The following is a 26,016-nucleotide window of genomic DNA, read 5'->3' as shown; positions in this document are numbered from 1 at the left end:
TTCTAGGCTTATTCATATGGCAGACACTATGGATCTGACGCAGCGCGTCCTGGAGCAGTTCGTCGTCCTGGCGGAGGAGCGGCACTTCGGGCGAGCCGCCGAGCGGCTGTCGATGAGTCAGCCGCCGCTCAGCCAGGCCATCCAGCGGCTGGAGCGGCGCCTCGGGGTGAGACTCGTCGAGCGCAGTACCCGCGCCGTCCGGCTCACCCCGGCCGGAGAGGCCTTCGCCCAGGACGCGCGGCACCTGCTGCAGGCGCAGCACGCGGCGGTCGAGCGTGCGCGCAGGATCGCCCACGGCACCGAGGGCGAACTGCACCTCGGCTTCGTCAGCGGTCTCGCCCACGCCTTCCTGCCGCGCGTGCTGCGCGCGGCCCAGAACCAACTCCCTGGACTGCGGCTTCACTTGCACCAGAACGCCTCCGTCGAACTGGCCGCCATGGTCCGCTCCGGCCGCCTCGACCTGGCCTTCGTCCGCGGACCGCTCGCGGACGCCGACGCGCTCGACCTCCACCCGCTCGCGGTCGAGCGGCTCGCCGTGGCCCTGCCCGAGGGCCACCCCCTTGCCCATCACGCATCGCTGCGCCTGTCCGACCTGGCCACCGAGGACTTCGCGCTGCCCTCCCTGACAGCCCTCGCGGGCCTGGCGGAGCAGGTGACGTCAGCCTGCCGCGCGGCGGGCTTCGCCCCGCGCGACGCGGCGAGGGCCGACAGCCTCCCTGGCCTGCTCAGTCACGTCGCGGCGGGGAACTGTGTCTGCCTCGTGCCGGAGCAGGTACGCGAAAGCGCCCTGCCCGCAGTGGCCTTCCGCACCCTCAAGGACACCTCGGGGAACCTCGCCCTGAGCATCCTCGCCGCGACACGCGCGGGGCAGGACGATCCAGCGGTGCGCCGCATCCTCGCCCTCCTCGAGACGGACAGCTCCGACGGCTGACGAGCGGGGGTGCGCGGTCTGAGCACCGCCGCCACCCTGTGGTGCTCGGCCGCGGTCGCGTTGCCGAGACACGGGCGCACCGCAGCGAGAGGATGCCTGGGCCTGGGCGGTCAGGAACTTCGCCCAGGAGCCGCTGACCTGCCGGGGCGCCGGGTCGATCCCGGTCCGCTGCAAGATCTCCCAGACGGTGGAGGCGGCTACCTTCCAGCCCAGGTTGATCAGTTCGCCATGGATCCGGCGATATCCCCAACCGTCGTTCTCGCGGGCCAGGCGCAGCACCAGAGCACGCAGTGTCTCAGGCTTGGCCGGGCGGCCCGGGCCTCGGTGCGGGTAGGTCCACTTCTTCGCGACAACCTCGCGTGCCGGCGCAGCAGGGTTCGCGGGGTGCCCAACAGTTTCAGCGCTGGACGGTGACGTTTGCTCAGTAGCCTGAGCGGGGCGGCGAGCACGGCGCGGTCCCCGGGAGTGAAGGCGGGCTTGGGGTTGGTGCGCTGCAGCAGGACGGCCAACTGGTGGCGGAGCGCTGCAGCAGGACGGCCAACTGGTGGCGGAGCGCCAGTATCTGAACATCCCTGGCCGCGGAGGACCGCGCCAGTAGGCGCAGCCAGCCGAGCAGCAGCCAGCCGAATCGGTAGACCAGACGGAACGTCACGGTTCCCAAGAGCGCGTCGACGGGCTCGCGAACACCCTCGATGTGATCCCAACGTGACCCTGAAGTCGCAGCTCAGCACAGGTGACAGGGTGTCTACCGTCCCGGCCCCGCCGGGACAGCGAAACGTCCGAACCCGTGATCTCAACTCGGCACAGTCCCTAGTAGTCCATGGAGTGCGGGGTGCCCCGATGCCGCGACCTGGGCGTCATGATCCCATCCGGGAAGAGTCGTGCCGGAATGGCTGCTTCCGCGGGGTTGACATGCACGCGGGGCATTTTCTGTAAAGCTATCGCAAAGTCTCGAAGTCGCGCGCAATGAACTGCCGGGAGCCGACTTTCAGGGGTTGGGGGTACATGCCCGGCTTGTCGTCGCATGGGGCGCCCCGGGCGACCTCCCGGTCGGGGAGGCGGGCGATTCCGTGGTGCTACCGGGCGAGGAACTTGGCGATCGCTTCAGCTTTTCTTTGCCGGCCTTTGGTGTTTGACGGTGCGGCAGTACACGGTTGTGCATGATCACCTCTGCACGCGGCACGGCCCCTCTCACTGTTCACTTCCGTCCCGGGAGTCATTAATGAGTCGTTCGCACGTCAGAGCATGGTCGAGTTCACCAGGCCTGCTGAGACCATCGCCGACCGGTCCGCCCGGCAGACTGCGGGGGATAGCAAGCGCGTTGACCCTTGTGCTGCTGGCCGAGGCGGCGCTGGTATCGCAAGGCGCAGGCGAGGCAGTCGCCGTGACGCTCAAGACCGCCACCCAGACCGCCGCGAGAACCACCCCGGCCTACGGCCCCGCGGAGGCGCCGGATGAGGCTGCCGCGCGGCTGGCGGCACGGGCGCAGCATCGCAGGATCGAGGTGCTGTCGGCGCGCACCGCGGACTCCTCCACCTGGGCGCTGCCCTCGGGGGACCTGCAGACCACCAGCTACGCGGGGCCGATCCGGGTGAAGAAGGACGGCGCCTGGAAGGACATCGACACGTCGCTGGCCGACACAGGTGCCGCCCTGCACCCCAAGGCGACAGCCGCGGCCATCACCCTGTCCGACGGCGGCGACACCCGGCTGGCCTCAGTGACGAAGGGGTCCCGCAGCTTCGGCGTGGGCTGGGGGCGGAAGCTGCCCACCCCGAAGCTCAAGGGCGACACCGCCTCCTACACCGTGGGCGCCGGGCAGACCCTGAAGGTCACCGCGCTCAAGCAGGGCGTGTCCCAGAACGTCATCCTCGACCGGGCACCCGACAAGGCCCCCGTCTACCGGATCCCGCTGGCCCTGAAGGGGCTGAAGGTCTCCCAGACCGCTGCCGGGCACCTCCTGCTGAAGGACTCCGACGGCAAGGTGGTCGCGGACGCACCTGCCCCGATGATGTGGGACTCCTCCAAGGACCGGCGGTCCGGCGAGTCGAAGCACCGGGCCCGGGTCGACACGGAGATCGAGACCGCGGACGACGGCACGCAGACGCTGGTGCTCACTCCGGACCCGGCCTTCCTCGCCGACACGGCGCTGACCTACCCGGTGACCGTGGACCCGACCACCACGCTGGCGGTGACCACCGACACCTGGGTGCAGACCCCGGACTACCCCGACTCCCAGCAGGGATCGGCTGAGCTGAAGTCGGGCACGTACGACACCGGTACCAACGTCGCCCGCTCGTATCTGAAGTTCGACGTGGCGCGGTTCGCCGGCAAGCACATCACCGACACCAACCTGGCGCTGTACTCGTACTACGCCTCCTCCTGCTCCACCTCCGGCGCGGGCACCGAGGTGCGCCGGATCACCGGCACCTGGGACTCCCCGACCATCACCTGGGGGGCGCAGCCGGCCACCACGGCCACCGGCGCGGTGGTCAACAAGGCGGCCCTGGGCTACGACTCCACCTGCCCCGGCGGCACGATGAACTTCGACGTCGACGCCATCGTGGCCGCCTGGGCATCCGGCTCGGCCAACTACGGCCTGCGTATCGCCGGCGCTGATGAGCACGACCCGCTGACCTGGCGGCGCTTCCGCTCGACGAACTACATCGCCGGAGACGACTCCGTCGAGCCGCACCTGACGGTGACCTACAACTCCTACCCGAGCGTGCCCACCGCCCAGGCGGTCTCGCCGTCGGCGGTCAACGCCTACAACGGCAAGCGGTATGTCACCTCGCTGACTCCGACGCTCTCCGCCAAGGTGACCGACGCGGACGGCGGGACCGCCAAGGCCCAGTTCGAGGTCACTCCGGACCCGGCCTACGCGGACACCACGTACACCTACACCGCGACCTCGGCGGCCGTGGCCTCGGGTGGGACCGCGCAACTGGTCATCCCGTCCGCCAGCGCCTTCCCGGCAGGCGTGCATCTGCGCTACCGCGTGCGGGGTTACGACAACGCGGACTACGGCACGTGGAGCGGATACTCCGCGTTCGTTCTCAACACGGCGCTGCCCGTCGCGCCCACCGTCTCCTGCGCCACCTACCCGGCGAACACCTGGACCGCCAAGGCGGCCGGGGCGGTGACCTGCACTCTGGACACCACCTCCGCCGACGGCCAGGGCTACCTGTGGGGGCTGGACGACCCGAAGACCCCCAAGCGCGTCGATGACACCACCGACGGCAACGGCGGAGACCCCCTCACCGTGTCGATCACACCGGGCGACGGCTGGCACAGCCTGTACGCCAAGACGATCGACTCAGGCGCCAACGTGTCCACCGCGACCACCAAGTACTCCTTCGGCGTCGGCGCCGACGGCTCCGCGCTCCTGTCGCCCGCCGACGGCGACCGGCCCGCGCGCCGCGTGGCCCTGGCCGCCACCGGCAAGACCTCGTACACCGGTGTGACGTACCAGTACCGCCGAGGCGAGACCGATGCCTGGCAGAACGTGCCGGTGGGAGACGTCACCAAGAACTCCGACGGAACCCCCGTCGCCGCGTGGCCAGTCGCGGCCCCCAGCGGCAACCCTCCCGCGCTGACCTGGAACCTGACCACCACCCTCACCGAGGACGGCCCGGTCGACGTACGGGCCTCCTTCACCGACGGCACCACGACCGGCTACTCGCCGGTCAACACAGTCATCGTCGACCGCGACGCGGGCACCGCCCCGGCCGAGCAGGTGGGCCCCGGCCAGGTGAACCACCTCACGGGCGACTACCTGCTCTCGGCCACCGACGCATCGGCGTTCGGGCTGAGCGTCGGACGGTTCGCGTCATCGCGCCGGCCCACGGCGGGCGCGGACGCCGAAGGACAGGCTCCGATCTTCGGACCGCAGTGGACCTCCGGCACCGCGGCAGAGGCCTCCGAATCGATATGGACCTTCGTCCGCAAGACATCGGCCACCTCGGTCGAGGTCATCGACGCACACGGTGGACTGACCGGCTTCACCGCCACCACCGCGGGAGGCTGGCAGCCCCAGCCCGGAGCCGAGAACCTCACGCTCACCGGCGCCTTCACGGGCTCGTTCACGCTGAAGGAGACCGACGGCACGACCACGACCTTCGCGAAGGTCGACACTGCCGCCACCACCTGGCAGGCGGCCACCACCTACCGTGCGTCCAGCAACACCACGACCACGGTGGTCTCCGAGAAGGTCGTCTCCGGCAGCACCACACTGGCGCGTCCAAAGCTGGTGATCGCGCCGACGTCGGCGGTGTCCGCGGCCACCTGCGCCTCGACCCCGACGACCAAGGGATGCCGGGTCCTGCAGTTCGTCTACGCCACCGCCACCACGGCCACCGCGAGCACCTTCGGCGACTACACAGGCCAGGTGAGCTCGATCCGGCTGTACTCGACCGAGCCCGGTGCGTCCACGGCGTCGTACAAGACGGTCCAGAGCTACACCTACGACACGTCCGGGCGCCTGCGCGAAGCGTGGAACCCGGGGATCTCCCCCGCGCTCAAGACCCAGTACACGTACGACAGCGCGGGCCGGATCACCCAGCTCACCGCGCCCGGCGAGCTGCCGTGGACGTTCGTCTACGGCAAGGCCGGCAACGCGGCCACGGCAGGTGACGGGATGCTGCTCAGCGCCTCCCGGCCCACTCTGACCCCCGGGAGCCGGACGCAGACCAACGGGACCGCGGTTACGACCATCGTCTACGACGTGCCCCTCTCGGGTATCAAGGCGCCGTATGCGATGGCGAGCAGCGATGTGGCGGCCTGGGGGCAGGCGGACATCCCCACGGATGCCACCGCCGTCTTCCCGCCGGACGCCGTTCCCTCGGCCAACGACGGTGCCGCACTGACCGCCGGCAGCTATGCGCGGGCCGGCATCTCGTACGTCGACGCATCGGGCCGACAGGTCAACACCGCTGTGCCCGGCGGGCACATCGGTGTCGCCGAGTTCGACAACCTCGGCAACCTGGTGCGTGAGCTCACCGCGAGCAACCGTGAGCTGGCTCTGGCCACCTCCGGGACGCAGCTCGCCGATCTCACCCGTCTCGGCATCGACGCCCTGCCGTCGGCCGATCGGGCCCAGAAGCTGTCCACCGCGACGGTCTACTCGGCCGACGGGCAGCGGAAACTGGAGGAGTTCGGCCCCCTGCACCTGGTGACCCTCAACCAGGACCTGGCGGCCGGCGCCGGCGGAACCCCGCTCGTCGCAGGCACCGAGGTCCCGGCGCGTGAGCACACGGCCAACACCTTCGACGAGGGCCGTCCCACGGACGGGAGTGCCACCGTCTCCGACCAGATCACCACCAGCCGCGTCGGCGCCTATGTCGCGGGCTACCCCGCGGACGGCGACGCGCTCACCACCGCAACGACCTACGACTGGGCCAAGGGCCTGGAGACCTCGGAGATCCAGGACCCCAGCGGACTGAACATCGCCAAGCGCACCGTCTACGATGCCTCCGGCCGGGTCAGCAAGACGATGACGCCCATGTCCAGCGGTACGGACGCCCGGACCATGGTGACCACCTACTGGTCCGCCACCGGTACGGGCGCGTGCAACGGACGACCGGAGTGGGCCGACCTCGTCTGCTCCGTCGGACCGGCCGCGGCCGTCACCGGCAGCGGCAGCAACCCGCCCCAGCTGCCCACCGACACCACCGAGTACGACTGGTGGGGCAACGCGGCCAAGGTCACCCACACCGCCAACGGGACGACGCGCACCACGACATCGACCTTCGACGATGCGCAGCGCGTGGTGCTGGTGACGGTCTCCGGCGGCGGCGACAGCGTCCCTGACACGACCACCACGTACGACGGACAGACCGGCAAGGTGGCCTCGGTCGGCGCCGGCGGCCACACGGTGACCCACACCTACGACGTCCTCGGGCGCGAGGCCGGGTACGACGACGGCGCGGGGAACACCACCAGCCGCCAGTACGACGCGCTGGACCGGCTCACGCAGCTGTCCGACTCGGCGCCGTCCACCACCACCTACACCTACGACACCACGGCGGAGCCCCGAGGACTCCTCACCCGGATCGACGACTCGGACGTCGGTACGTTCTCCGGCTCCTACGACGCGGAGGGCAACCTCGCCACCGAGAACCTCCCCGGTGGGTATCAGCTCACCACCACCCGGGACACGACCGGAGCCGACACTGCCCGGACGTACACCAACACCGCTGACCAGTCCGTGCCGTTGGCGGACAACGTCGCCTACACCGTGCACGGAAGCATCCGCGAGCACACTGACTCCAGCGGCGTGAGCACCACGTCCACCGTCCTGTTCGACGCGGCAGGCCGCGCCGCCCAGGTCGACGAGGTGACCGACCTGGACTGCACGCGCGCGGTGAACACGTACAACAACGACGGGAGCACGACCCAGCAGACGAAGTCCGAAGCGGATTGCGCGAGCATCGACACGGCTGCCGGCACCACCACGTCGTACACCTACGACAGTGCCGACCGCCCGGTCGACAGCGGCTACGCCTACGACACCCTCGGACGGCTGATCAGCAGTCCGGACGGCACGAGCACCACGTACTTCGCGAATGACGTGACCAGCCAGGAGACGGCGGCCGGACAGCGCAAGACCTGGACACCCGATGCCGAGGGACGGCTTGCCACCCGGGTCATCGAGACCCAGAACCCGGACACCACGTGGACCACGACGTCCACCTCCACCTCGCACTACGGGCAGGAAGGCGGCGAGCCCGCGTGGGCCACGCTCGACGAGTCGGGCTCCACGTCGAAGGTGCGGAACATCCTGGACCTCACGGACCAGGCCACCGTCACCAGCAGCGGCGGCACCATGGCACTGCAGCTGTCGGATCTCTCCGGTGACACCTCCGTCCAGATCCCGATCCAGCGGACCCGGAGCGGGTCGGGCAGTTCGTCACTCTGGACGATCTCCTACGACCTCCACGGCAGCAGCATCCCGATTCCCGCGGGCTGCTACCTCGAGCACTGGATCGTCGGCCACGGGCGGTACATCAACTACGAACTGGCCGATGTGTCCTGCTCCGTCGCGGGGTACATGTTCGCGGTCTTCTGCAACACCCGTATCGACTTCTCCTACTACACCACCACCAACCGGAAGTACCGGCTGAGCAGAGGGGCGACGCACTACACCTGCTATCGGGGCCATGTGCCGAGGCGATACGCCCCCGGCAGCCAGTGGCTGCCGTACCAGGGCAAGGTCTGCGCCCAGTTCTTCGTGAACAGCTACAAGCGCGCGTACCAATGCCTGTACATCCACAACTAGTTCACTGACGTCAGCTCGCTGACGTGGTTCAAGTCGCCTTGCGGCGTCGGGGGTCCGGGGCGACCCGGACCCCCGGATCCGTGTGAGACCAGGAGTAACAGTGCGCAAGTCAACGTTGCTGCTTCTCGTGCCGGCTCTGCTGCTGGCCGCCTGCAGCAGTACGAAACCCACCGCTCATTCCGTGGACGGCTACCACCGGCCGCTCCCCGCGCCCTCTGTCGCCTCCGTCCGTCAGGACATCCCCGAGGCGCAGGCCACGGACACGGTTCTGCCCACCGCCACCGGCCCGTTCGGCGCCCGAGCCGTCATCTCCGTCCCCAAGGCCGCGCCTACGGGCAAGTTCGTGGTCAAGCCCCTGCACACAGGGCACGGCCGCGCGGCACACAACGGTGATGTGGCCATAGCCGCGTACTCGGCGGTGGTGTGGAAGTCCGGCAAGCGGCTGGCCGATTCCTACAAGAAGGACGCCCGGCCACGCGTCTTCCCGGTCGGGCGGGGCGCGATGCTGACCGCACTGGACCGCGCGGTGCAGGGGCAGCGCGCCGGGAGCCGGGTGCTCGTGGTCGCTCCGCCCGCGGCCGCTTACGGTGCCGGCGGCAACGCCGAGTTGGGCGTATCCGGCAAGGACACGCTCGTGTTCGTGGTCGACGTGATACGGGTCATCGCCGCCCGGGCCACCGTCCCCGGCAGCCAGGCCACGGTCGCTGACACCCTGCCCCGGGTACGGATGGACCACGCGCAGGGCACGGCGGCCATCACGGTGCCCGACCGCGACGCGCCCGCGAAGCTCATCGTCGAACCCCTGGTGACCGGGGCGGGGCCGGTGGTGAAGTCCGGCCGGACAGTGGTGCTCCAGCACTCGTCGACGACGTGGAAATCCGGGAGGGGCGAGCTGTTCATGAGCTCGCGCGCCGCCGGCCAACCGCTGATCACGGCCATCGGCCGCGGCAACGTGCTCAGGGGCTGGGACAAGGCCCTGGTCGGCCAACGGGTGGGCAGCCGGGTACTGGTCGTCATCCCCGCAAGCCTGGCCTACGGCGCGCACCCCCCGAAGGGGATACCGGCGAACTCGACCGTGGTCTCCGTACTGGACGTACTGGCCGCTGTCTAGCCCGGTGCGGGCGCCGGGTACCCGTGAAGCGCCCCGTACGCGCCTCTGACCTGCGCGAAGTTACGAGGGCCGCCCGCCCCTACGCGCCGGAGGCGTCCCCGCCCTCGTACGGCAGCAGTTCCGGGCGAGGGCGGATGTGACTGGGGTGGAGTCGGTCGGGGTGGCCGCGCTCGTGGCGGGCGCATCAGCGGGGAGAGCCTGCTGCGTCCTGAGCCTGCAGCGGGCGGCGTCGAGCAGTTGCCTCAGCCCTGAGTCCAGGGCGTCCGGCCGAACACCTCCTTGACCAGCGGGGTGAAGGTGTCCAGGGAGAAGCTCTGGTAGTTCGCGTCGAAGCAGTTCTCGTCGTACCTCTCGCAGAACTCGACGGTGTCGTCGAACCATTGGTGGCCGCGGTACCGCTCCCGGGCGTCGGGATCCCCTCCCGTGTGGGCGGCGTAGTAGTGCATCTGGAAGACGGGGTGGTGGTCCACGATCCAGCTCACTCGCTCCGAGACGTACGGGCGCAACACGGCTGCCGCCAGTGAGCCGTGGCTCAGCGGCGCGAGGGTGTCGCCGATGTCGTGGACGAGTGCCGCGACCACGTACTCGGTCTCCCGGCCGTCGCGCAGGGCCCGGCTTGCTGACTGCAGGGAATGCTCGTAGCGGCTGATCGGGTAGCCGCCGAGCCCGCCCGCCGCGAGTGCTTCCACGGCGCCGAGCACGCGCTCGGGCAGCCCCCGTACGAACTCCGCCTCGGCTCGCTCGATGATCTCGTAGTCCTCGCGGGTGCCGTCCTGCATGCGGGTGAAGGTGGCTTGGTCCTTCATGTGTCCTCCTTGGCCGGCCGGAACCAGGTGCATGGAGCTGTGGAACGCCAGGGATACGTACCCACCGCTTCCGCGGGGATGCGTGTGGGGCCCAAATATGGAATTCGGTCGCTGATCTGCGGGTTCGTAGTGGCGTCAACTGGCGGTTTGGCAGTCGTTGATGAGTCCGCCGAGAACCGCTGTGCGGTGGACTCGGTGCTCGGCGAGGTGGATGGGGGCGGGCGGTTCGCGCGGTGAGGCCGGTGCCCGTTGGGTGCTCCAGGTATCTGGTGAGGGTTCGGCGCGGCCGTACGGAATCTGCCTTGACCAGCCACGACGAGTCTTTGAGCATAGGTATCCGAGGGAGTTGCACGATTAGGGGAGTGGCCCGGAATTCCTGATGGGGTGTCTGCCTCGCCAGGGGAGGGCGTCGGTGTTACCTGCTGTCGCACCCGTCGATCAGTGGCTCGGCGGCCCCGCGCCACCGCGCTCCCGCTGAGTGGGAATCGTGATACGCCACCGTCAGTGGCGTGACCTGCGGTTCAAGCCGTCGGCCACGGACTCCTCGATATCTGCACAACGGGCGTTCTTGCGCCGTTCAACCGTCGCTGGCTGACTGCGATGCATGCGTAATGCATCGTGTGCGAACCAATTCAGAGAGCGGAGCGTCGACCGCCGTACGCTCATCAAGGGGGCGACCGCGGCCGCCGCGGCCGTCAGCGCCCCCGCACTGTGGCAGCAGCCGGCCCAGGCCGGGACCGCTGGACCCGAGCAGTTGCACCTCCAGTTCGGGGCGGACGCGGCCTCTCAGATGGCCGTCTCCTGGACCACCCCCGCCTCGGTCTCCAACCCGCAACTCAGGCTGGGCACACCGACACATGGGTACGGCTCCACGGTGCAGGCCGTCACTCGCACCTACGTGGACCACTCCACCGGCATCGAGGTCTACACCCACCATGTGCCGCTGGACCACCTCCTGCCCTCCCAGGACTACGTCTACGAGGTGTTCCACGACGGGGCCTCGCCGGTGACCGGATCCTTCACCACCGGGCCGCGCGGCCGAGCGCCGTTCCGCTTCACCAGTTTCGGCGACCAGGGGACCGGGGATCCGGCCTACGCCGTCTCCAGCCCGTTCGGCGCCTATGTGGTGGACCAGGTGGAGGCCAAGCAGCCGCTGCTGCACCTGCTCAACGGGGACCTGGCCTACAGCGACGTCCAGCGCAACCCGGCGGCGGCGTGGAACGCCTTCTTCAACAACAACATGCGCTCCGCCCGCAACCGCCCCTGGATGCCCGCGGCGGGCAACCACGAGAACGAGACGGGCAACGGTCCCCAGGGCTTCGCCTCGTACCTCACCCGCTTCTGGCTGCCGGGCAACGGATCCACCGACTTCGCCGGCAACTGGTATGCGTTCACGGTCGGTTCGGTGCGCTTCGTCATCCTCCAGAACGACGACGTGTGCTACCAGGACGCCGGAAACTTCTATGTCCGCGGTTACAGCGGCGGCGCGCAGCGGCAGTGGTTGCAGCAGACGCTGGCCCGGGCCCGCTCGGACAAGTCCATCGACTGGGTCGTGGTCTGCATGCACCAACTGCTGATGTCGTCCGCCACGGGCAACGGCAGCGACCTCGGCATCCGGCAGGAGTTCGGCCCGCTGTTCGACCAGTACGGCGTGGACCTGGTGCTGGCAGGCCATGACCACGATTACGAGCGGACCCACCCGGTGCGCGGCATCGACCGGGACAGCGCCACCCTGCGCCCGCATGTCGTGGCCACCGCCACGGATGTCGTCGACACCAGCAAGGGCACGGTCCACCTGGTCCTCGGCGGTGGCGGCACGGACGCCCCCACCAACGCCTACGCGGGAGGAACCGATGGCGCACCCCCGGTGGCCAAGGTGATCACCGGCCGCTCCGCCACATCCTTCGCCACCGAGACGGCGACCTGGTCGGCGGTACGCGACCCCGCCTGGCCCTACGGCTTCGCGATGGTCGACGTCGACCCCGGCACCGTTCCCGGAGGACCGACCAACCTGAAGGTCACCTACTACCACACCGCGGCGGGCTCGAGCCTGGCGCCGCAGCCCTTCGAGTCCTTCACCCTCACCCGGCCGCGCAGCGACAGCTGACGCGGTCCTTGCCCCTCGGGAGGTTTCCTCTGTGATCCGCAGACCCGTCCGACTCTCCGTCATCGGCAGCCTCGCCCTGCTGGCCGCGGTGCTCGTCGCCTCCATGTCCGGCAGCACGGCCAAGGCGGGCGCCGCTTCGGCCCAGCCATCGATCGGCCACGTCTTCGTCATCAACCTGGAGAACAAGGGCTACGACGAAACATGGGGCGCGGCCTCGAAGGCCCCGTACCTCAGCCAGACGCTGCGCTCGCAGGGCGTCCTGCTCTCGCAGTACCACGGGACCGGGCACTTCAGCCTCGACAACTACATCTCGCAGCTGTCCGGACAGGGCCCCAACGCCGACACCCAGTCCGACTGCCAGACCTTCACGCCCTTCGTCCGGACCGGAACCGCCGCCCCCGGGCAGGCAGTTGGCCAGGGTTGCGTCTACCCCTCCTCGGTGCCGACCCTCGCCGGCCAGCTCACGGCGGCCGGGCGCTCCTGGAAGGGGTACATGGAGGACATGGGCACCCCGTGCCGCCACCCCGAGCTGGGCGCGGTCGACGACACGCAGCGGGCCAAGGTGGGCGACCAGTACGCCGCCCGGCACAACCCGTTCGTCTACTTCTCGTCGATCATCGACTCGCCCGACTGCGCCAAGCAGGTCGTGGACTTCTCGGCCCTCCCCACCGACCTGCAGAAGATCGACACCACCTCGAACCTCACGTACATCACGCCCAACCTCTGCCACGACGGGCACGACTCCCCGTGTGTCGACGGCGAGCCGGGTGGTCTGGTCTCGGCCGACGCATGGCTGAAACGGTGGGTGCCGGTCGTCACGGGGTCTCCGGCGTTCAAGAAGGACGGCGTCCTCGTCATCACCTTCGACGAGTCCGACGGGCCGCAGCAGGACGCGAGTGCGTGCTGCGGCGAGGGCCCCGGGCCCAACGCCGCGCTGCCGGGCATGACCGGTCTCGGCGGCGGCCGGGTCGGCGCCCTGGTGCTCTCCCCGTATGTGCAACCCGGCACCACGAGCGACACCCCGTACAACCACTACTCGCTGCTGGCCAGCATGGAGGATGCGTTCGGGCTGTCCCACCTGGGTTACGCGGCGCTGCCGGGGCTGACCCGGTTCGGGAGCGACGTGTACAACAACGCCAGCCGGTAACGGGTGGGTGGGTCTACCGGGGCGGCTGGCGCTGGTGCTGGCGCTGGTCACGGTGCTGCAGAAGGCGGCGAACCTGACCGACCGGCAGGGCGCGGACTTGAGCGTGTCTGACAAATAATCACATGGTCGGCTCGCAGGGCCAGAGGATGAGGGACGCACAGGACGACTCCGGCGCGGCAGCGGTCAGCGAGTTTGTCGAACTGTGTGGCAGCCGCGCGGAACCGCTTCAGGCGGGCGAAGCATCGCTCGACCACGTTGCGGTCGCGGTAGATCTCCTTGTCGAAGGCGAGTGGTCGGCCGCCGAGGCGCTCGCGGCGTCGGCGGTCAGCCTCCTGGTCGCGGCGCTCGGGGATCGTGGCGGCGATGCCCCGGCGCCGCAGCAGGTGGCGGATCGCCCGGCTCGCATACGCCTTGTCGCCCAGTACTCGATCCGGCGTTGTGCGCGGGCGACCCGCGGCGGCCCGAGGGACGCGGATCCCGTCGAGAACGTCCCCGAAGGCGGTGGCGTCGTTGACGTTGCCGGGCGTGAGCACGATGGACAGCGGCAGGCCCCGGCCGTCCACGGCGAGGTGGATCTTGGTGGTCAGCCCGCCCCGGGACCGGCCGAGGGCTTGGCGCGCCTGCTAGCGGCCCGGATCCAAGTCGCGGCACTCCGGCGCACGATCACGAAGCTCGGGCTCCACGGCAAGGCCACGCGAGAGTAGCTCCTGGGCCTTGCCCCGCAGGCCCGTCAGAGCCGGTTCGAACCGGTGGGCCGGGGCGCGGCCTCGGCGACCTGGGCTGCCATCCGGTCGACGTTCGCCGTGTGGCCGGTGAACAGTTCGAAAGCGAGCGCCGCCTGGTGCACGCACATGTGGATGCCGGACAAGGTGCGCAGCCCGCGCGCCCTGGACGCGACGAGCAGCTCCGTGTCCACCGGCATATAGACGACATCGCTGACCCACAGCGGTGGCCGGAGCAGTTCGACGCTCACCGGAGTGCCCGGGAGATGAGCCATGCCGACGGGGCTGGCGTTGACCAGCCCATCGGCCTCGGCGACGGTGGCGTGCACGTCCGTGACCACGTGGGCGCGTCCGGCGCCGTGGACCTCGCGCAGGTCCGCGACCAGAGCCTCGGCACGGCCGTGATCCACGTCGTACACGCCGATGCGGCCCACCCCGGCGTCCAACTGTGCATGCGCGACGGCCGATCCGGCCCCGCCGGCGCCCGTCTGCACGACCGAGCGCATGGGCACACCGGCGAGGTGGCGGCGGAAGGCGGCGGCGTAACCGGGAGCGTCCGTGTTGTGTCCGACTGCTCCCCGGTCCGTGAAGAGCACGGTGTTCACGGCACCCAACCGCTGCGCCGCCGGGGCCACCTCGTCGAGGAGGTCGATGACCTCTCGCTTGTGCGGGTGAGTGATGTTCGCCCCCGCGTAACCGTGTTCCTTCAGGTCGTCGAGTCGGCGGCTCAGTGGGCGGCCGTCGTCGCGAGTGTCCATCAGTTCGTAACGCAGGGTCAGGCCTTGAGCCGACGCCTCGGATTCGTGCAGGCGGGGCGAGAGCGAAGAGCTGATCCCGTGGCCGAACAGGGCGACGCGGAGCGGAGCGGCGCGGTCGTTCATGGTCATCCCTTTTCAGCCGCCCTGCGCAGGGCGTCAAAGCCATGTGCGTAGCCGTGTATTCCGGCGCCGATGAAGACAGCTTCCGCGATGTCCGAGAAGTAGGAGTGATGGCGGAAGGGCTCCCGCTTGTGCACATTGCTGACATGGACCTCGGCGAGCCGGGTCTGGGTTCCGAGGAAGGCATCACGAAGTGCGACGGCCACATGAGTGAGGCCGCCGGGGTTGATGACGACCCCATCGGTCCGGCCCCGCTCGTCGTGGAGCCGGTCGATCAAGGCACCCTCGTGGTTGGTCTGGAAGAAGTCGACCTGATAGCCGACCTCGTCGGCCCGGGCGCGTACCAGCTTCTCCACGTCGGCGAGGGACTCCGTGCCGTACAGCTCGGGTTCGCGCGTACCGAGGAGATTCAGGTTGGGGCCGTTGAGGACCACAATGCGCCGGTGCGGCTCTGTCATGTGGGAAGTCTCCTGTCGAGGGTCAGTGGTCACGCATGCCTGCACGAGGGGTCGGTGGAACCGCTCAGCCGGGGAGCGGCGCGGTCTGTGCGTCGGATGTCCGCGCGCTCTCGGGGTTGCCGAGCGATTCCAGTGGGATGTGGGCGGTCTCGCGCCCCGCGAAGGCAGCCACCGCCGAGAGCAGGCACAGGCAGGCGATGAGGGCGGCGAGCGGCACCCATCCTGTGGTGCCGGTGCCCATCAGGGCTGCGGCGATGGTGGGGGTGAACCCGAGAGCAAGGTTGGCGAACTGGGTCGACACGGCCATGCCGGTATAGCGGACCCGGGCGTCGAACATCTCCGCGTACATCGTCGGGGCGATGCCGTTGGGGGCGGAGTAGACGACACCGGACATGAGGACCGTGGCCGCGCCGATGAGCCAGATGTTCTGCGTCACGATGGCCGCGAAGAAGCCGGAGACGGTGAGGGCGCAGCCGACGGCTCCGATGGCGAACACCGGGCGGCGGCCGACGCGGTCGGCGAGCCGGGCCCACATCGGGATGGCCGCCACCGCCACCACGTTGGCGACAGCGATCACGATCAGTATCCGGGACTTCGGCACCGACCAGGTCTCCGTCGCGTAGGACAGTCCGAAGACCGTGACCGCCGTCGAGATGACGGCGAACAAGTGGCAGACGACGATGCGCAGGAACGCGCGCCAGTAGTTGCGGACGAACAGGACGACGGGCAGCTTCACCAGCTCTTCGTCCTGCTGCAGTTTTGCGAACTCGGGCGGTTCCGTCAGTCGACTGCGTACCCAGTACGCGCAGGCCACCACGATGGCACTCGCCCAGAACGGCACCCGCCAGCCCCACGTGTACATGGCCTGCTCGTCGAGCGCCGCGACCGGCAGAAACGCCAGCGTGGCCACGACAAGGCCGGCCTGGGTGCCGGCGAGCGTGAAGCTGGTCCAGAAGGCCCGGTGCCCCTCCGGGGAGTGTTCGAGGGTCATGGAGCTGGCACCGCTCTGCTCCCCGGCGGCGGACAGCCCTTGGGCGATCCTGCACACGACAAGGAGTACGGGGGCGGCCACGCCCGCGGTGCCGTAGCTGGGCAGGCAGCCGATGGCGAAGGTGGACATGCCCATCAGCGTGAGGCAGAAGACCAGGACGCGTTTGCGGCCGATGCGGTCGCCGAAGTGTCCGACGAAGAAGGCGCCTATCGGGCGGGCGATGTAGGCGACGGCGAACGTCGCCAATGACGCGAGGGTGGCGGTGGCGGGGTCGGTGTCGGGGAAGAACACGTGGCTGAAGACCAGTGCCGACGCGGAGCCGTAGATGAAGAAGTCGTAGTACTCGACCATGCTGCCGAGGAACGCCGCGAGTGCGGCACGGCGTGGGGTGCGCTCTTCGGACACGGACCGGTCCGGGGTTCTGGACATGGGGATCTCCTTGCGGCTCGGATCCGAGCGGGCTCGGATCGGGTCCTGCGCTTCATCGGGCGAGACCCCAAGACTCTGTGATGCAGGTCATGCCGGAGCCAAAGGATGTGATCCGGTCACCGGATCAGGGAGTGGGTCTGCCGGGACCGATCCGGTCAGCGGGCCATCGTCGTTGGCCGGCACCGGACCGGCGGGGAGGATGGCCTGACGAAGCGAGAGGGGGCCGAATGGCCGGGAACAGTTCGACGTCACCGATCGACGGCGTGGAGACGATAGCGAGCCATGTGACGTTGACCGGGGCGGGGTTCGGGCATCGTCCCCGCCATGACTTCGCCGCTCGCTGCGCCGCGGCGGGAGCGGCCGGGTTCGACGGAGTGGGCTTGCACGCGGCCGACCCGGTCTTCGACGACGGCGACGCGGAAGGCCTGCGTCGCATACGCCAGGCACTCGACACGTCCGGGGTCCGGCTGATGGAGATCGAGTTCCTGATCGGGTGGACCGGCGGGACGCTCGAAGCGGACCATGCCTCCATACGCCGCCTGCTCGCGCTGGCCGAGGCGTTCTCACCCCATCATGTGACGGCCGGGACGCTCGATCCGGGCCCGGTCGACATCGAAGGAGCATCCCGGTCTCTGAGTGAACTCGGCTTCAGATTCGGTGAGTTCGGGACCCGTGTCGCCGTGGAGGGATTCGCCTGGTCCGGGCTCGGCGATCCGCGACGCTGGCGAGAGGTGGTGCACCGCTGTCCCTCGCCGTGGGTGGGCTTCATGATCGACACGTGGCACTTCCGCAACGGTGACGGCGCCGAAGACGGTGCGCTCGATCTGCTGGCCGATCGCATCGCGGCGGTGCAGCTCAACGACGGCCGGGTCGTGGCGTCCGACCACATGCGCCATGCACGGGAGGAGCGTCACCTGCCGGGTGAAGGCGTGCTCCGGCCGCGATCCCTCGCTCACGCGCTCCGTGAGCGTGGTTACGACGGGCCGTGGGCGGTGGAGAGTTGCGATGCATGGCTGCAGAACGCCCCGGTCGAGGAGGCGGCATCGGCCGCGTTCGACGCCCTCACAGCCGCTGTCGGGTAGTCACCGGGCAGGACGGGATCGGTGTGCAGGTGCCGGGGCTTCGGGTTACGCATCGGAAGGACGGTACTCAGGTTCCACAGGCCGGCTCAGCCGCAGGGTGAGTGCGTCGGCGGTGCTGGCCACGAGCGGGCCGATCCGCCCCATCCGCTGACTGATCCTCTCGCGGGGTCCCCAGACCGACACCGCCGCGACCGGTTGCCTCTCGGGGTCGAACACGACGGCGGCACATGACCCGATCGACGGGCTCAGTTCGCCGTCGTCCACCGCCCAGCCCCTGCGCCGAGTCGCCGCCAGCTCGCGTTCGAGCTCCGGCACCGTGGTGATCGTGCTCGGAGTGTACGCACGTAGCCGCAACTCTTCGAGCTTGGCGGCCAGTTGGGGCCCCGGTAGCCCGGACAGCCAGGCCTTCCCGACAGCGGTGCAGTGCAGCGGACGCGCCGTACCCACCTGGGTCATCGCGGGCCTTGCCATCGTCCCGAGCTCACGGTGGACGAAGACCATCACGTCGTGCAGCGGAATGGCCACGCCGCTGGTCTCACGGGTCAGTTCCATGAGGTGCCGGACCAGTTCGGGTGCCACCTGGGCCACCTGCGACCTGCTGAGTACGGACAGGCCGAGCCGGAGCGCCTCCGGTCCGAGCAGCCATCGGCCCGGCTCGTCGGCACGTGCGAGGAAACCCCAGGCGGTGAGGCGCTCGGCCAGACGGTAGGCGGTGCTGCGGCTGGTCCCCGCGGCCTCCGCGATCTCGACAGCGGTCGCATCGTGGGCACCGGCCATGTGCCGAAGCACGGCAAGGGCACGGTCCAGTGGCCCGGTGACGGCGGGAGGTCGGGTGGCGGCGTCGCTCATGGCGCTCAGCCTGCCATGGCCGCCGGACCTCCGGTGCCGGGGACCTGGGCGGTCCGCGCGCCCTGGTGACGTTGCAGCCGCCGGGACACCCGAGGTCCGCACGTCGCAGCGAGCGCGAAGATTCCGTCATGCCCTGGGACGGGCCGCACGGCGGGGCTAGCGTCATGGCCGGACATCGCGGTCCGCATCCGAGGAAGGCCCATTCCCATGTCAGCAGCGATCCTTGCCGAAACCCGCCGGGGCACGGCCGACCCCTCCGTGCCCGACAACGCCGTGGCCCGTATCTCGGCGATCCTCGACTGCTTCGCGGGCCGCACCGGACACCTCGGCGTCTCGGAGCTCTCCCGCCGGTCCGGCCTGCCCAAGTCGACCACTTCACGCCTGGTCGCGGACATGGTCGGGCACGGGTTGCTCGAACGAGAGGGCACAGCACTGCGCCTCGGCTGCCGGATCTTCGAGTTGGGACAGCATGTGCCGCCGCGCCGGGCGCTCCGCGACGTTGCCCTCCCGCTGATGTCCGACCTGCGCGCGACGACCCGGCTGAGTGTCCATCTGGCGGTGCTCGACGGCAGCGACGCCGTCTATGTCGAGATCCTTCGCGGAGACAGCGTGCCGGACATGCCGTCCCGTCCCGGGGGCCGGATCCCGGCCCACGCGGCTGCGGTCGGCAAGGCGATGCTGGCGTTCGCACCGCGTCGTACGTTCGACGAGGTCGTGGCCTGTGGCCTGCGCCGTGTCGGCCCGCGCACGCTCACCACACCCCGGTCCCTGGCCCGGGAACTGGAGCGGATACGCCGGGACGGACTCGCCTTCGAGCACGAGGAGTCGGGACCTGGAATCGCGTGCGTCGCCGGTCCGATTCTCGACCAGGACCGCAGGCCGGTCGCCGCGCTCTCGGTCTCGGGCTGGAGCGCACGCCTCCAACCGAACCGGGTGGCATCCGACGTACGCACCGCCGCGCTCGCGGCGAGCCGGATGCTGAGCTCCACCGCTTGACCAGGCATGACGGTGAGCACGTGTCCCGCTGACCCGAACAGCCCGATGGACCCCAGGAGATGGAGTCCGTGATCGTGGATCCCATCCGCCGAAGAAATCAGAAGAAGTCCGAAGCGATCCGAAGAGATCCGAAGAAAGCAGGGCACCACTATGTGGGACATCGACCGAGTCGCGGATGAACTCACGCACCGCGCCGCCCAGCGCCGCGCCGGGGGACGGATCACGACCGAATGGCCCGACCTCGACCTCGCTCGCGCCTACGCCGCGCAGGACCGCCTCGTCCGACGCCGGGTCGAGGAGCAGGCGGATCACGTCCTCGGTGTGAAGCTGGGCCTCACCTCTGAGGCCAAGCAACGCCGCATGGGCATCTCGGCTCCCCTCACCGCATGGGTGACCCGCGGGATGCAGCTCGCCCCCGGAGCGCCGCTGGAGATCGCCTCCCTGATTCATCCGCGGGTCGAACCGGAAATCGTCTTCGAGATGGGCGAGGACCTGGCAGGACCGGGGGTCACGCTCGAGTCGGCGATGAGCGCGGTCAAGTCCGTCCGGGCCGGCCTGGAGGTGATCGACTCACGCTTCACCGACTTCAGCTTCGCCCTCCCGGATGTCGTCGCCGACAACGCGTCCGCCGCGGCCTACGTGCTGGGCGACGTGGTGGTCCCACCGGACTCGATCGACCTCGTCGCCGAGCCGTGCACGCTGGCAGTCGACGACGAGCCGGTCGCGAAGGCCACCGGTGCCGCCGTACAGGGACACCCCGGCGAGGCACTCGCCCTCGCCGCCAACGCGCTGGGCGAGCGCGGCCACCGCATCAAAAAGGGGAGCCTGGTGCTCACCGGCGGACTGACGGACGCGGTGTTCCTCACCCAGGGCTCCACGGTGACCGCCTCCTTCGGCCATCTCGGCTCGGTGTCCCTCACCGGAATCTGAACCTCACCGACGCCGCTTCCAGGAACCGTAAAGCGAAAAGAAAGAGGACAGCACACCATGTCTGACCGGCCGAGCACACCAGAGGAGTTCCTCGCGTCCTACGAGGAACTGGTCGGCTTCGTACCACCGCGGGTGAAGGCCAGGTTCGCCCGTGCCGCGGCCGAGGGCCCCGACCGCGAAGAGGTTCTGCTGGCCCAGGAGCGGCTGCGCAACCTCGTCATGTACCCCGACTGCCTCGACCAGCGCACGGTCCAGCTCGTCCTGACGGGAATTCTGCACAGCAAGCTCAGCGATGCCGCCGCGCTGCACGGCGTTGCCGCACGCCGCGCCGGCGCCACCGACGAGCAGCTCCAGGCCGTCATCGATCTCGCTTACCTGTTCACGGGCATGTCCGCGGCCAACCGCGGCCCTGCTCTTCTGGAAGCCATCGACGAGCTGGAGGCGAAGGCCCGATGAGCACGACTCACTCGGAGGAACCCGTCTACGACCTCGCCCAACTCGGACACGCCGAGCTGCTCACCCCGGTGTACGAGGACAGCCTGCGCTTCTTCGTGGACGTGTACGGCCTCGACCTGGTCGCTGAGGAAGGCGGCAGCGCCTACTTGCGCGGATGGGGCGACACCGAACTGACCACGCTCAAACTCACGCCCGCGGCCCGGGCCGGTCTTGGGCACGTCGGCTGGCGTGCCGTCAGTGCGCAGGCACTCGACCGCCGCGTCGCGGCACTGCGCGAGGCAGGTCTCGACGGCGACTGGATCGACGGAGATGTCGGGCACGGCAAGGCCTTCCGGTTCCGTGCGCCGAGCGGACAGCTCATGGAGATCTACTACGAGAGCGAGAAGTACCGGCCGACGGGTGAGAAGCGTCCCTATCTCCCCAACCAGCCGCAGGCGGAGATCCACCGAGGAGTCGGCGCCCAGCGCATCGACCACCTCAACATCCTGGCGCCGGACGTCCCGGAAACCCGGGATGTGATGGCCCGCGCACTCGGGTTCAAGCTGCGCGAGTACCTGGTCCCGCCGGGACAGGGCGAGGTGGGCGCGTGGATGAGCCTGATGAACAAGGCCCACGATCTCGCGATCACCCGGGAGAGCGCACCGACCTCGGGCCGGCTGCACCACCTGGCGTACGCCGTGGAGAACCGCGAGGACGTCCTGCGGGCTGCCGACACCTTCAGCCAGCTCGGCCGGCCGATCGAGTTCGGCCCGGCCAAGCATTCGCGCACCCAGGGGTTCTTCCTCTACGTCATCGAGCCGGGCGGCAACCGTATCGAGGTGTTCTCCGGCGGCATCCACATCTACGCCCCGGACTGGGAGGCGGTCCGCTGGACCACCGAGGCCGGCGGCCGTTCCACGGCCTGGGGCCTGGACGTCCCGCCCAGCTTCCACGCACACGCCACGCCAGTGCTCGATTGACGGGCAGGAAGACACCGGCCATGAGCCTGGCGGGCACGCTGCCTTGAGCAGCGGCGCGCCGGGCGGCGTCCTGACCAAGGCCTACATCGTGCTGCAGGCCTCCACCGTGGAGGACACCGCCGTGTGTGTCGCGGCCGCCGCGCGGCACTGCGCACGCACTGACACTGCGAGCACCGAGCGGGAAGCGGCGCCGGGTGACAAGCTGGCAGCCCCACGGCGGCCATGCGTCGGCGCTGGCAGGTCGCCTCAGGCGGGAAGGATTTCCTCCAGTGCCTCTACGACTTCGTAGGAGTCCGGGGTGGTCTGGGGGGAGAAGCGGGCGGCGACGGTGCCGTCGGGGGTGATGAGGAACTTCTCGAAGTTCCAGCGGATGTCGCCCTTGTACCCGTCGAGGTCCGCGGTGCGTACGAGCTTCGCGTACAGGGGGTGCCGCCGGGGGCCGTTCACCTCGACCTTCTTGGTCAGCGGGAAGGTGACGCCGTACGTGGACGAGCAGAACTCGGCGATCTCCTCGGGGGTTCCGGGCTCCTCCTCCGCGAACTGGTTGCAGGGGACGCCGAGGACGGTGAATCCCCGTGCCGCGTACTTCTTCTGGAGCTGCTCCAGCTCGGTGTACTGCCGGGTGAGGCCGCACTTGGAGGCGACGTTGACGACGAGGAGCGCCTTGCCGCGGTACTGGGAGAGGTTCGCGGGGCCGCCTTGGAGAGCGTCGATCCGGACTTCGTAGATGGACATGTCGGAGATGCTAAGCGTCGCCCGGATTCCCCGGCTCACCGCACCCGGTGGGTCGCCAGTGGTGCCGCCCGCTCCGGCCATCAGGCCGAGGAGGTTGACGTCGGCGGGGCGCAGCAGGCGGCGTCGCCGCCTCTTCGGCCCGGCTATCCGGTCCTGCTGTGAGGGGTTCCCGATCAGCGGGCGGCGAGGGGCGCCGTCACGACCCGGGGTGTGACGTGATCCCGAAGGGGGAGTGGTCTGGCAGTCGTACCGCCAGCAGATGTTTCGGTGGCCGGCGGCCCTGGCGTAGACCCGTGAGCAGCCAGTCGGCCAGCTCTTCGGTCTGCGACGGTTCAGTGAGCGGGCCGAAGGCCACGACGCTGCCGAGGGGCCTGCGATCCCTTGTGCAGGGCTGAACGACAAGGCGTATTCCCGGCCGTGGTACCCGGTTTCCCGCGTGGTGCGGGCAGTGCAGGGTCCGTGCCAGGCAGCCCCCGCGGATCAACAGGCCGTAGGTGGACCCCCTCACCGCAGTGCGAAGAGGGTCGACGACAGCGTCGTCGGCCAGGCCGCAGCCGTGCTCCGCATGGCAGAGCACGACCGTGAATCCTTCGAGTGCCGGCTGCTTTCCGAGGCGCTGCCTCTTGCTCATACGAAGGCCGTTCCTGTCAGAAGCCGGACGTCGAGATCGGTCACGGAAGCGTCGACGAGCGCTTGCCCGTGATGCCTTGGTGCGGGGTGTGGCCTGGGGTGCTACTTGCTGCCGGTCGTGTAGGGCAGTAGGGCCATCTCGCGGGCGTTCTTGATGGCGTGGGCCAGCCGGCGTTGTTGCTGGGCGCTCACGCGGGTCACACGTCGGCTTCGGATCTTGCCGCGATCCGAGATGAACTTCCGTAGCAGATCGGTGTCCTTGTAGTCGATGTAGGTGATGCCTGCCTGGTCCAGGGGGTTGGGGCGGGGCTTGAGGTGCTTGCTGCGGGTGGTGTCGCGGCGGGGGGACATGGGAGTCAGACCTCCAGGAGGGTGTCGAAAGCGGAGTGCAGGTGTTTCCAGGTGGCGCGTCCTGCCGCGTACTCGTGGTCGTTCAACAGGCAGGAGTCCAGGGTGTGCCGGAGTCCGTCGCGGTCGAGCCCTGGTGAGGTGAAGACCAGGTGCTGGCAGCGGTCGCCGTGTTCGGGGTGCCAGTCGAGTGCGGCGGCGGCCCGGCGTACAGGTGGGACGAGGTCCCAGGCGGCGTCGGGCAGTGAGGCGAGCCAGGGCCCTGCGCTCTCCACGCACAGGGCGCCGCCCGCGGCGTCCCAGGCGAGCAGGGAGTCGGGCCGGTCGGCGAGCCAGAAGCGGCCGCGGCTGCGGGCGGCGGCGCAGGCGAGGTCTTCCAGGGCGGCGTAGAGACGCTGCGGGTGGAAGGGGCGGTGCGCGTGCCACACGTATGTGGTCACGCCGGCCTCGTCCGCCTCCTGGGGCAGCAGCGCGCAGGCCGGGTGCTGGGCGGCGGCTGCTGCTTCGACGTCGAATCCGGAGAGAGCCGCCTCCGTCAAGCTGCCATCGGCCAGGCGCACTTGGCGGGCCGTGGGGTGCAGCTGAGTGAGCAGGGCCCGGTCTTCGTCGTCGGCCTCAGGGTTGTCGGCGATGGCGAGGACGGAGGCGTACTCCAGCTGGCGCGCGAAGGTGTCGGCGATCGTGCGCTGGTCGGCCGGGGCTGCGGCGAGTCCGGCGTCGGCCAGGTCGTCACCGTTTCCCAGGCAGGGCAGCAGCAGGGCCGGGTCGACGGCGGTGATGACGCCGCTGACGTCGAATCCACCGCCCGCAACGACTTCGGCCATGGCCTTGGGTTCGACGGAGTCCCACAGCTCCACGATCGCGAGGCGGGTCAGGCCCGCGTCGGCCAGGCGCTCAAGGTCGGGGAGCAGGTCCTCGCGCAGGGCACAGCAGGCACAGCCGTTGACCAGTGGCGTCTCGCCGGAGCTGAGCACGCCGGTGATGTCGCGCAGGGTGCGAATAACCGTGCCCTGCACGGCAGTGGAGAGGTCGTGATGGAGGGCGACGCTGTCGGGTGTGGTGGCGAGGAGTTGTTCCACGGTGGCGCGGCGGGCCTCGGAGTGCAGGCCCGCGACGAGCGCGATGCGCAGGCCCATCAGCGTGCTCCGGGTCGGCCGTAGCGCCGCTCGAAGCGCTCCACGCGGCCGGCGGTGTCCAGGACGCGGGCGGTGCCTGTGTAGAAGGGGTGGCTCGCGCTGGAGATCTCGACGTCGACCACGGGGTAGGTGTGTCCGTCCTCCCACTCGATCGTCTTGTCGCTGGTGGCAGTCGATCGGGTGAGGAAGGCGTGGTTCGCGGCGCGGTCGCGGAAGACGACAGGGCCGTAGGAGGGATGGATGCCCTGCTTCATCGCTCAGCGTTCCTCTCGGAAGTCGACGTGCCGACCGGCCACCGGGTCGTACTTGCGCAAGGTCAGCCGGTCCGGGTCGTTGCGGCGGTTCTTGCGGGTCACGTACGTGTAGCCGGTTCCCGCGGTGGAGCGGAGTTTGATGACGGGGCGTAGTTCGTTGCGTGCCATGTGCGCTACGCTATATGAAAATGATTCCCATCTTCAAGATGGGGGTTCGGCGCATTCACAGAGAGGCACGTCACCTTGTCCGCGCACTGCATGCTGACCGGGCGTGAACCCGGCTTCGGCAAGAACATCTCCCACTCCCACCGGCGCACTTCGCGCCGCTTCGACCCGAACATCCAGCGCAAGCGCTACTGGCTGCCCAGCGAGGGCCGCCATGTCCGCCTCACGCTCAGCGCCTCAGCGATCAAGACCATCGACTCCATCGGCGTCGAGGCCGCCGTGGCCCGCATCCGGGCGCGTGGGGTGAAGGTCTGATGGCGAAGAAGAGCAAGATCGCTGCGAATGAGCGGCGCCGTGTGGTGGTCGCGCGGTATGCGTCCCGCCGTGCGGAGCTGAAGGAGATCATCCGCCGTCCCTCGTCGAGCGAGGCCGAACGCCTTGCCGCACGCGAGGAGTTGGCGCGTCAGCCGCGCGACGCCTCGGCGACCCGGGTGCGCAACCGTGACAGCGTGGACGGTCGCCCGCGGGGTTACGTGGGTGTCTTCGGTCTGTCACGGGTGAACCTGCGGGCGCAGGCGCACGCCGGGTTCCTGCCGGGAGTACGCAAGTCCTCGTGGTAGTCG

Annotated in this window: 22 protein-coding genes and 1 pseudogene; 12 read left to right on the top strand and 11 right to left on the bottom strand. The window is 69.5% G+C overall.

Going from position 1 to position 26,016, the window contains the following annotated elements; all coding sequences use genetic code 11:
- The first annotated feature begins 16 nt into the window (after nucleotides 1-16).
- The 3 genes from EOT10_RS19760 (at nucleotide 17) to EOT10_RS19745 (ending at nucleotide 9,315) form a co-directional block, all read left to right on the top strand.
- Nucleotides 17-931, top strand: a complete 915-nt coding sequence (locus tag EOT10_RS19760; protein ID WP_223281096.1) for a LysR family transcriptional regulator — start codon at nucleotides 17-19, stop codon at nucleotides 929-931.
- A gap of 1,222 nt (nucleotides 932-2,153) precedes the next feature.
- Nucleotides 2,154-8,204: a DNRLRE domain-containing protein gene (locus EOT10_RS19750; RefSeq protein ID WP_127829528.1), complete on the top strand. Its 6,051-nt coding sequence runs from the start codon at nucleotides 2,154-2,156 to the stop codon at nucleotides 8,202-8,204.
- A gap of 100 nt (nucleotides 8,205-8,304) precedes the next feature.
- The gene (locus tag EOT10_RS19745) at nucleotides 8,305-9,315 is read left to right on the top strand and encodes an FKBP-type peptidyl-prolyl cis-trans isomerase (RefSeq protein WP_127829527.1); all 1,011 of its coding nucleotides are present in this window, start codon (nucleotides 8,305-8,307) and stop codon (nucleotides 9,313-9,315) included.
- A gap of 242 nt (nucleotides 9,316-9,557) precedes the next feature.
- On the opposite strand, the gene EOT10_RS19740 is transcribed toward EOT10_RS19745, so the two are convergent.
- Nucleotides 9,558-10,121: an HD domain-containing protein gene (locus EOT10_RS19740; RefSeq protein ID WP_127829526.1), complete on the bottom strand. Its 564-nt coding sequence runs from the start codon at nucleotides 10,119-10,121 to the stop codon at nucleotides 9,558-9,560.
- 604 nt (nucleotides 10,122-10,725) lie between these two features.
- On the opposite strand from EOT10_RS19740, the gene EOT10_RS19735 reads away from it, so the two are divergent.
- On the top strand, nucleotides 10,726-12,228 hold the full coding sequence (locus tag EOT10_RS19735) for a purple acid phosphatase family protein (RefSeq protein WP_127829525.1): 1,503 nt from the start codon (nucleotides 10,726-10,728) through the stop codon (nucleotides 12,226-12,228).
- Nucleotides 12,229-12,259: 31 nt separating this feature from the next.
- Complete coding sequence (locus EOT10_RS19730) at nucleotides 12,260-13,375, top strand: alkaline phosphatase family protein (protein ID WP_223281094.1); 1,116 nt, start codon at nucleotides 12,260-12,262, stop codon at nucleotides 13,373-13,375.
- A 118-nt stretch (nucleotides 13,376-13,493) separates the two neighbouring features.
- On the opposite strand, the pseudogene EOT10_RS19725 reads toward EOT10_RS19730, so the two are convergent.
- The 4 genes and pseudogenes from EOT10_RS19725 to EOT10_RS19710 form a co-directional block, all read right to left on the bottom strand.
- Nucleotides 13,494-13,995: pseudogene (locus tag EOT10_RS19725) on the bottom strand (IS5 family transposase); the annotation flags it as partial.
- 110 nt (nucleotides 13,996-14,105) lie between these two features.
- Nucleotides 14,106-14,978, bottom strand: coding sequence for a shikimate dehydrogenase (locus EOT10_RS19720; RefSeq protein ID WP_189491801.1), 873 nt, complete (start codon nucleotides 14,976-14,978; stop codon nucleotides 14,106-14,108).
- 2 nt (nucleotides 14,979-14,980) lie between these two features.
- Nucleotides 14,981-15,433 (bottom strand): type II 3-dehydroquinate dehydratase, encoded by a 453-nt coding sequence (locus EOT10_RS19715; protein ID WP_127829523.1) that lies wholly within the window; start codon nucleotides 15,431-15,433, stop codon nucleotides 14,981-14,983.
- 64 nt (nucleotides 15,434-15,497) lie between these two features.
- Nucleotides 15,498-16,853 (bottom strand): MFS transporter, encoded by a 1,356-nt coding sequence (locus EOT10_RS19710; RefSeq protein WP_127829522.1) that lies wholly within the window; start codon nucleotides 16,851-16,853, stop codon nucleotides 15,498-15,500.
- An 80-nt stretch (nucleotides 16,854-16,933) separates the two neighbouring features.
- Here EOT10_RS19710 and EOT10_RS19705 point away from each other — a divergent pair, with 80 nt between their 5' ends.
- Nucleotides 16,934-17,935, top strand: coding sequence for a sugar phosphate isomerase/epimerase family protein (locus EOT10_RS19705; RefSeq protein WP_127829521.1), 1,002 nt, complete (start codon nucleotides 16,934-16,936; stop codon nucleotides 17,933-17,935).
- A gap of 45 nt (nucleotides 17,936-17,980) precedes the next feature.
- Here EOT10_RS19705 and EOT10_RS19700 read toward each other — a convergent pair whose 3' ends face one another.
- Nucleotides 17,981-18,784 (bottom strand): IclR family transcriptional regulator, encoded by an 804-nt coding sequence (locus EOT10_RS19700; protein ID WP_127829520.1) that lies wholly within the window; start codon nucleotides 18,782-18,784, stop codon nucleotides 17,981-17,983.
- A gap of 207 nt (nucleotides 18,785-18,991) precedes the next feature.
- Between EOT10_RS19700 and EOT10_RS19695 the strand changes: the two genes are divergently transcribed.
- The 4 genes from EOT10_RS19695 (at nucleotide 18,992) to EOT10_RS19680 (ending at nucleotide 22,125) form a co-directional block, all read left to right on the top strand.
- Nucleotides 18,992-19,780 (top strand): IclR family transcriptional regulator, encoded by a 789-nt coding sequence (locus EOT10_RS19695; protein WP_127829519.1) that lies wholly within the window; start codon nucleotides 18,992-18,994, stop codon nucleotides 19,778-19,780.
- Nucleotides 19,781-19,930: 150 nt separating this feature from the next.
- Complete coding sequence (locus EOT10_RS19690; protein ID WP_127829518.1) at nucleotides 19,931-20,710, top strand: 2-keto-4-pentenoate hydratase; 780 nt, start codon at nucleotides 19,931-19,933, stop codon at nucleotides 20,708-20,710.
- 57 nt (nucleotides 20,711-20,767) lie between these two features.
- Nucleotides 20,768-21,166, top strand: coding sequence for a carboxymuconolactone decarboxylase family protein (locus tag EOT10_RS19685; protein WP_127829517.1), 399 nt, complete (start codon nucleotides 20,768-20,770; stop codon nucleotides 21,164-21,166).
- Nucleotides 21,163-22,125 (top strand): VOC family protein, encoded by a 963-nt coding sequence (locus EOT10_RS19680; RefSeq protein WP_127829516.1) that lies wholly within the window; start codon nucleotides 21,163-21,165, stop codon nucleotides 22,123-22,125. The genes EOT10_RS19685 and EOT10_RS19680 overlap by 4 nt, the downstream gene beginning before the upstream one ends.
- 246 nt (nucleotides 22,126-22,371) lie before the next feature.
- On the opposite strand, the gene EOT10_RS19675 is transcribed toward EOT10_RS19680, so the two are convergent.
- The 5 genes from EOT10_RS19675 to rpmG all read right to left on the bottom strand — a co-directional run bounded on the left by EOT10_RS19675 (nucleotide 22,372) and on the right by rpmG (nucleotide 25,396).
- A complete protein-coding gene (locus EOT10_RS19675; protein ID WP_127829515.1) occupies nucleotides 22,372-22,860 on the bottom strand; it encodes a glutathione peroxidase in 489 nt (162 codons plus the stop codon).
- Between the two features lie 732 nt (nucleotides 22,861-23,592).
- On the bottom strand, nucleotides 23,593-23,841 hold the full coding sequence (gene rpsR, locus EOT10_RS19670) for a 30S ribosomal protein S18 (RefSeq protein ID WP_127829514.1): 249 nt from the start codon (nucleotides 23,839-23,841) through the stop codon (nucleotides 23,593-23,595).
- Between the two features lie 5 nt (nucleotides 23,842-23,846).
- A complete protein-coding gene (locus EOT10_RS19665) occupies nucleotides 23,847-24,974 on the bottom strand; it encodes a CobW family GTP-binding protein (protein ID WP_189491795.1) in 1,128 nt (375 codons plus the stop codon).
- Entirely contained in the window at nucleotides 24,974-25,228 is a 255-nt protein-coding gene (locus EOT10_RS19660; RefSeq protein WP_127829513.1) for a type B 50S ribosomal protein L31, read from the bottom strand. Before EOT10_RS19660 ends, EOT10_RS19665 begins: the two co-directional genes overlap by 1 nt.
- A gap of 3 nt (nucleotides 25,229-25,231) precedes the next feature.
- Nucleotides 25,232-25,396, bottom strand: coding sequence for a 50S ribosomal protein L33 (gene rpmG / locus EOT10_RS19655; RefSeq protein WP_030361075.1), 165 nt, complete (start codon nucleotides 25,394-25,396; stop codon nucleotides 25,232-25,234).
- A gap of 75 nt (nucleotides 25,397-25,471) precedes the next feature.
- On the opposite strand from rpmG, the gene rpmB reads away from it, so the two are divergent.
- Both rpmB and rpsN read left to right on the top strand, forming a co-directional pair.
- Nucleotides 25,472-25,708: a 50S ribosomal protein L28 gene (rpmB, locus tag EOT10_RS19650; protein ID WP_127829512.1), complete on the top strand. Its 237-nt coding sequence runs from the start codon at nucleotides 25,472-25,474 to the stop codon at nucleotides 25,706-25,708.
- Nucleotides 25,708-26,013 carry a 30S ribosomal protein S14 gene (gene rpsN, locus EOT10_RS19645; protein ID WP_127829511.1) on the top strand — a complete coding sequence of 102 codons (306 nt, stop codon included), beginning with the start codon at nucleotides 25,708-25,710 and terminating at the stop codon, nucleotides 26,011-26,013. Before rpmB ends, rpsN begins: the two co-directional genes overlap by 1 nt.
- Nucleotides 26,014-26,016: the final 3 nt, after the last annotated feature.

This window comes from Streptomyces antnestii (assembly GCF_004005495.1).
GTDB classification, from domain to species: Bacteria; Actinomycetota; Actinomycetes; order Streptomycetales; family Streptomycetaceae; genus Streptomyces; species Streptomyces antnestii.
Note: the sequence above shows the minus strand (reverse complement) of the source record. Positions and strands in the feature narration are given on the sequence as shown.

Coding starts and splice junctions, on each gene's coding strand:
- EOT10_RS19690 (WP_127829518.1), top strand. CDS start 19,931: ATGTGGGACATCGACCGAGTCGCGGATGAACTCACGCACCGCGCCGCC.
- EOT10_RS19665 (WP_189491795.1), bottom strand. CDS start 24,974: ATGGGCCTGCGCATCGCGCTCGTCGCGGGCCTGCACTCCGAGGCCCGC.
- EOT10_RS19720 (WP_189491801.1), bottom strand. CDS start 14,978: ATGAACGACCGCGCCGCTCCGCTCCGCGTCGCCCTGTTCGGCCACGGG.
- EOT10_RS19685 (WP_127829517.1), top strand. CDS start 20,768: ATGTCTGACCGGCCGAGCACACCAGAGGAGTTCCTCGCGTCCTACGAG.
- EOT10_RS19705 (WP_127829521.1), top strand. CDS start 16,934: ATGCAGGTCATGCCGGAGCCAAAGGATGTGATCCGGTCACCGGATCAG.
- EOT10_RS19735 (WP_127829525.1), top strand. CDS start 10,726: ATGCGTAATGCATCGTGTGCGAACCAATTCAGAGAGCGGAGCGTCGAC.
- rpsN (WP_127829511.1), top strand. CDS start 25,708: ATGGCGAAGAAGAGCAAGATCGCTGCGAATGAGCGGCGCCGTGTGGTG.
- EOT10_RS19675 (WP_127829515.1), bottom strand. CDS start 22,860: ATGTCCATCTACGAAGTCCGGATCGACGCTCTCCAAGGCGGCCCCGCG.
- rpmG (WP_030361075.1), bottom strand. CDS start 25,396: ATGGCACGCAACGAACTACGCCCCGTCATCAAACTCCGCTCCACCGCG.
- EOT10_RS19760 (WP_223281096.1), top strand. CDS start 17: ATGGCAGACACTATGGATCTGACGCAGCGCGTCCTGGAGCAGTTCGTC.
- EOT10_RS19695 (WP_127829519.1), top strand. CDS start 18,992: ATGTCAGCAGCGATCCTTGCCGAAACCCGCCGGGGCACGGCCGACCCC.
- EOT10_RS19740 (WP_127829526.1), bottom strand. CDS start 10,121: ATGAAGGACCAAGCCACCTTCACCCGCATGCAGGACGGCACCCGCGAG.
- EOT10_RS19750 (WP_127829528.1), top strand. CDS start 2,154: ATGAGTCGTTCGCACGTCAGAGCATGGTCGAGTTCACCAGGCCTGCTG.
- rpsR (WP_127829514.1), bottom strand. CDS start 23,841: ATGTCCCCCCGCCGCGACACCACCCGCAGCAAGCACCTCAAGCCCCGC.
- EOT10_RS19710 (WP_127829522.1), bottom strand. CDS start 16,853: ATGTCCAGAACCCCGGACCGGTCCGTGTCCGAAGAGCGCACCCCACGC.
- EOT10_RS19680 (WP_127829516.1), top strand. CDS start 21,163: ATGAGCACGACTCACTCGGAGGAACCCGTCTACGACCTCGCCCAACTC.
- EOT10_RS19700 (WP_127829520.1), bottom strand. CDS start 18,784: ATGAGCGACGCCGCCACCCGACCTCCCGCCGTCACCGGGCCACTGGAC.
- EOT10_RS19660 (WP_127829513.1), bottom strand. CDS start 25,228: ATGAAGCAGGGCATCCATCCCTCCTACGGCCCTGTCGTCTTCCGCGAC.
- EOT10_RS19715 (WP_127829523.1), bottom strand. CDS start 15,433: ATGACAGAGCCGCACCGGCGCATTGTGGTCCTCAACGGCCCCAACCTG.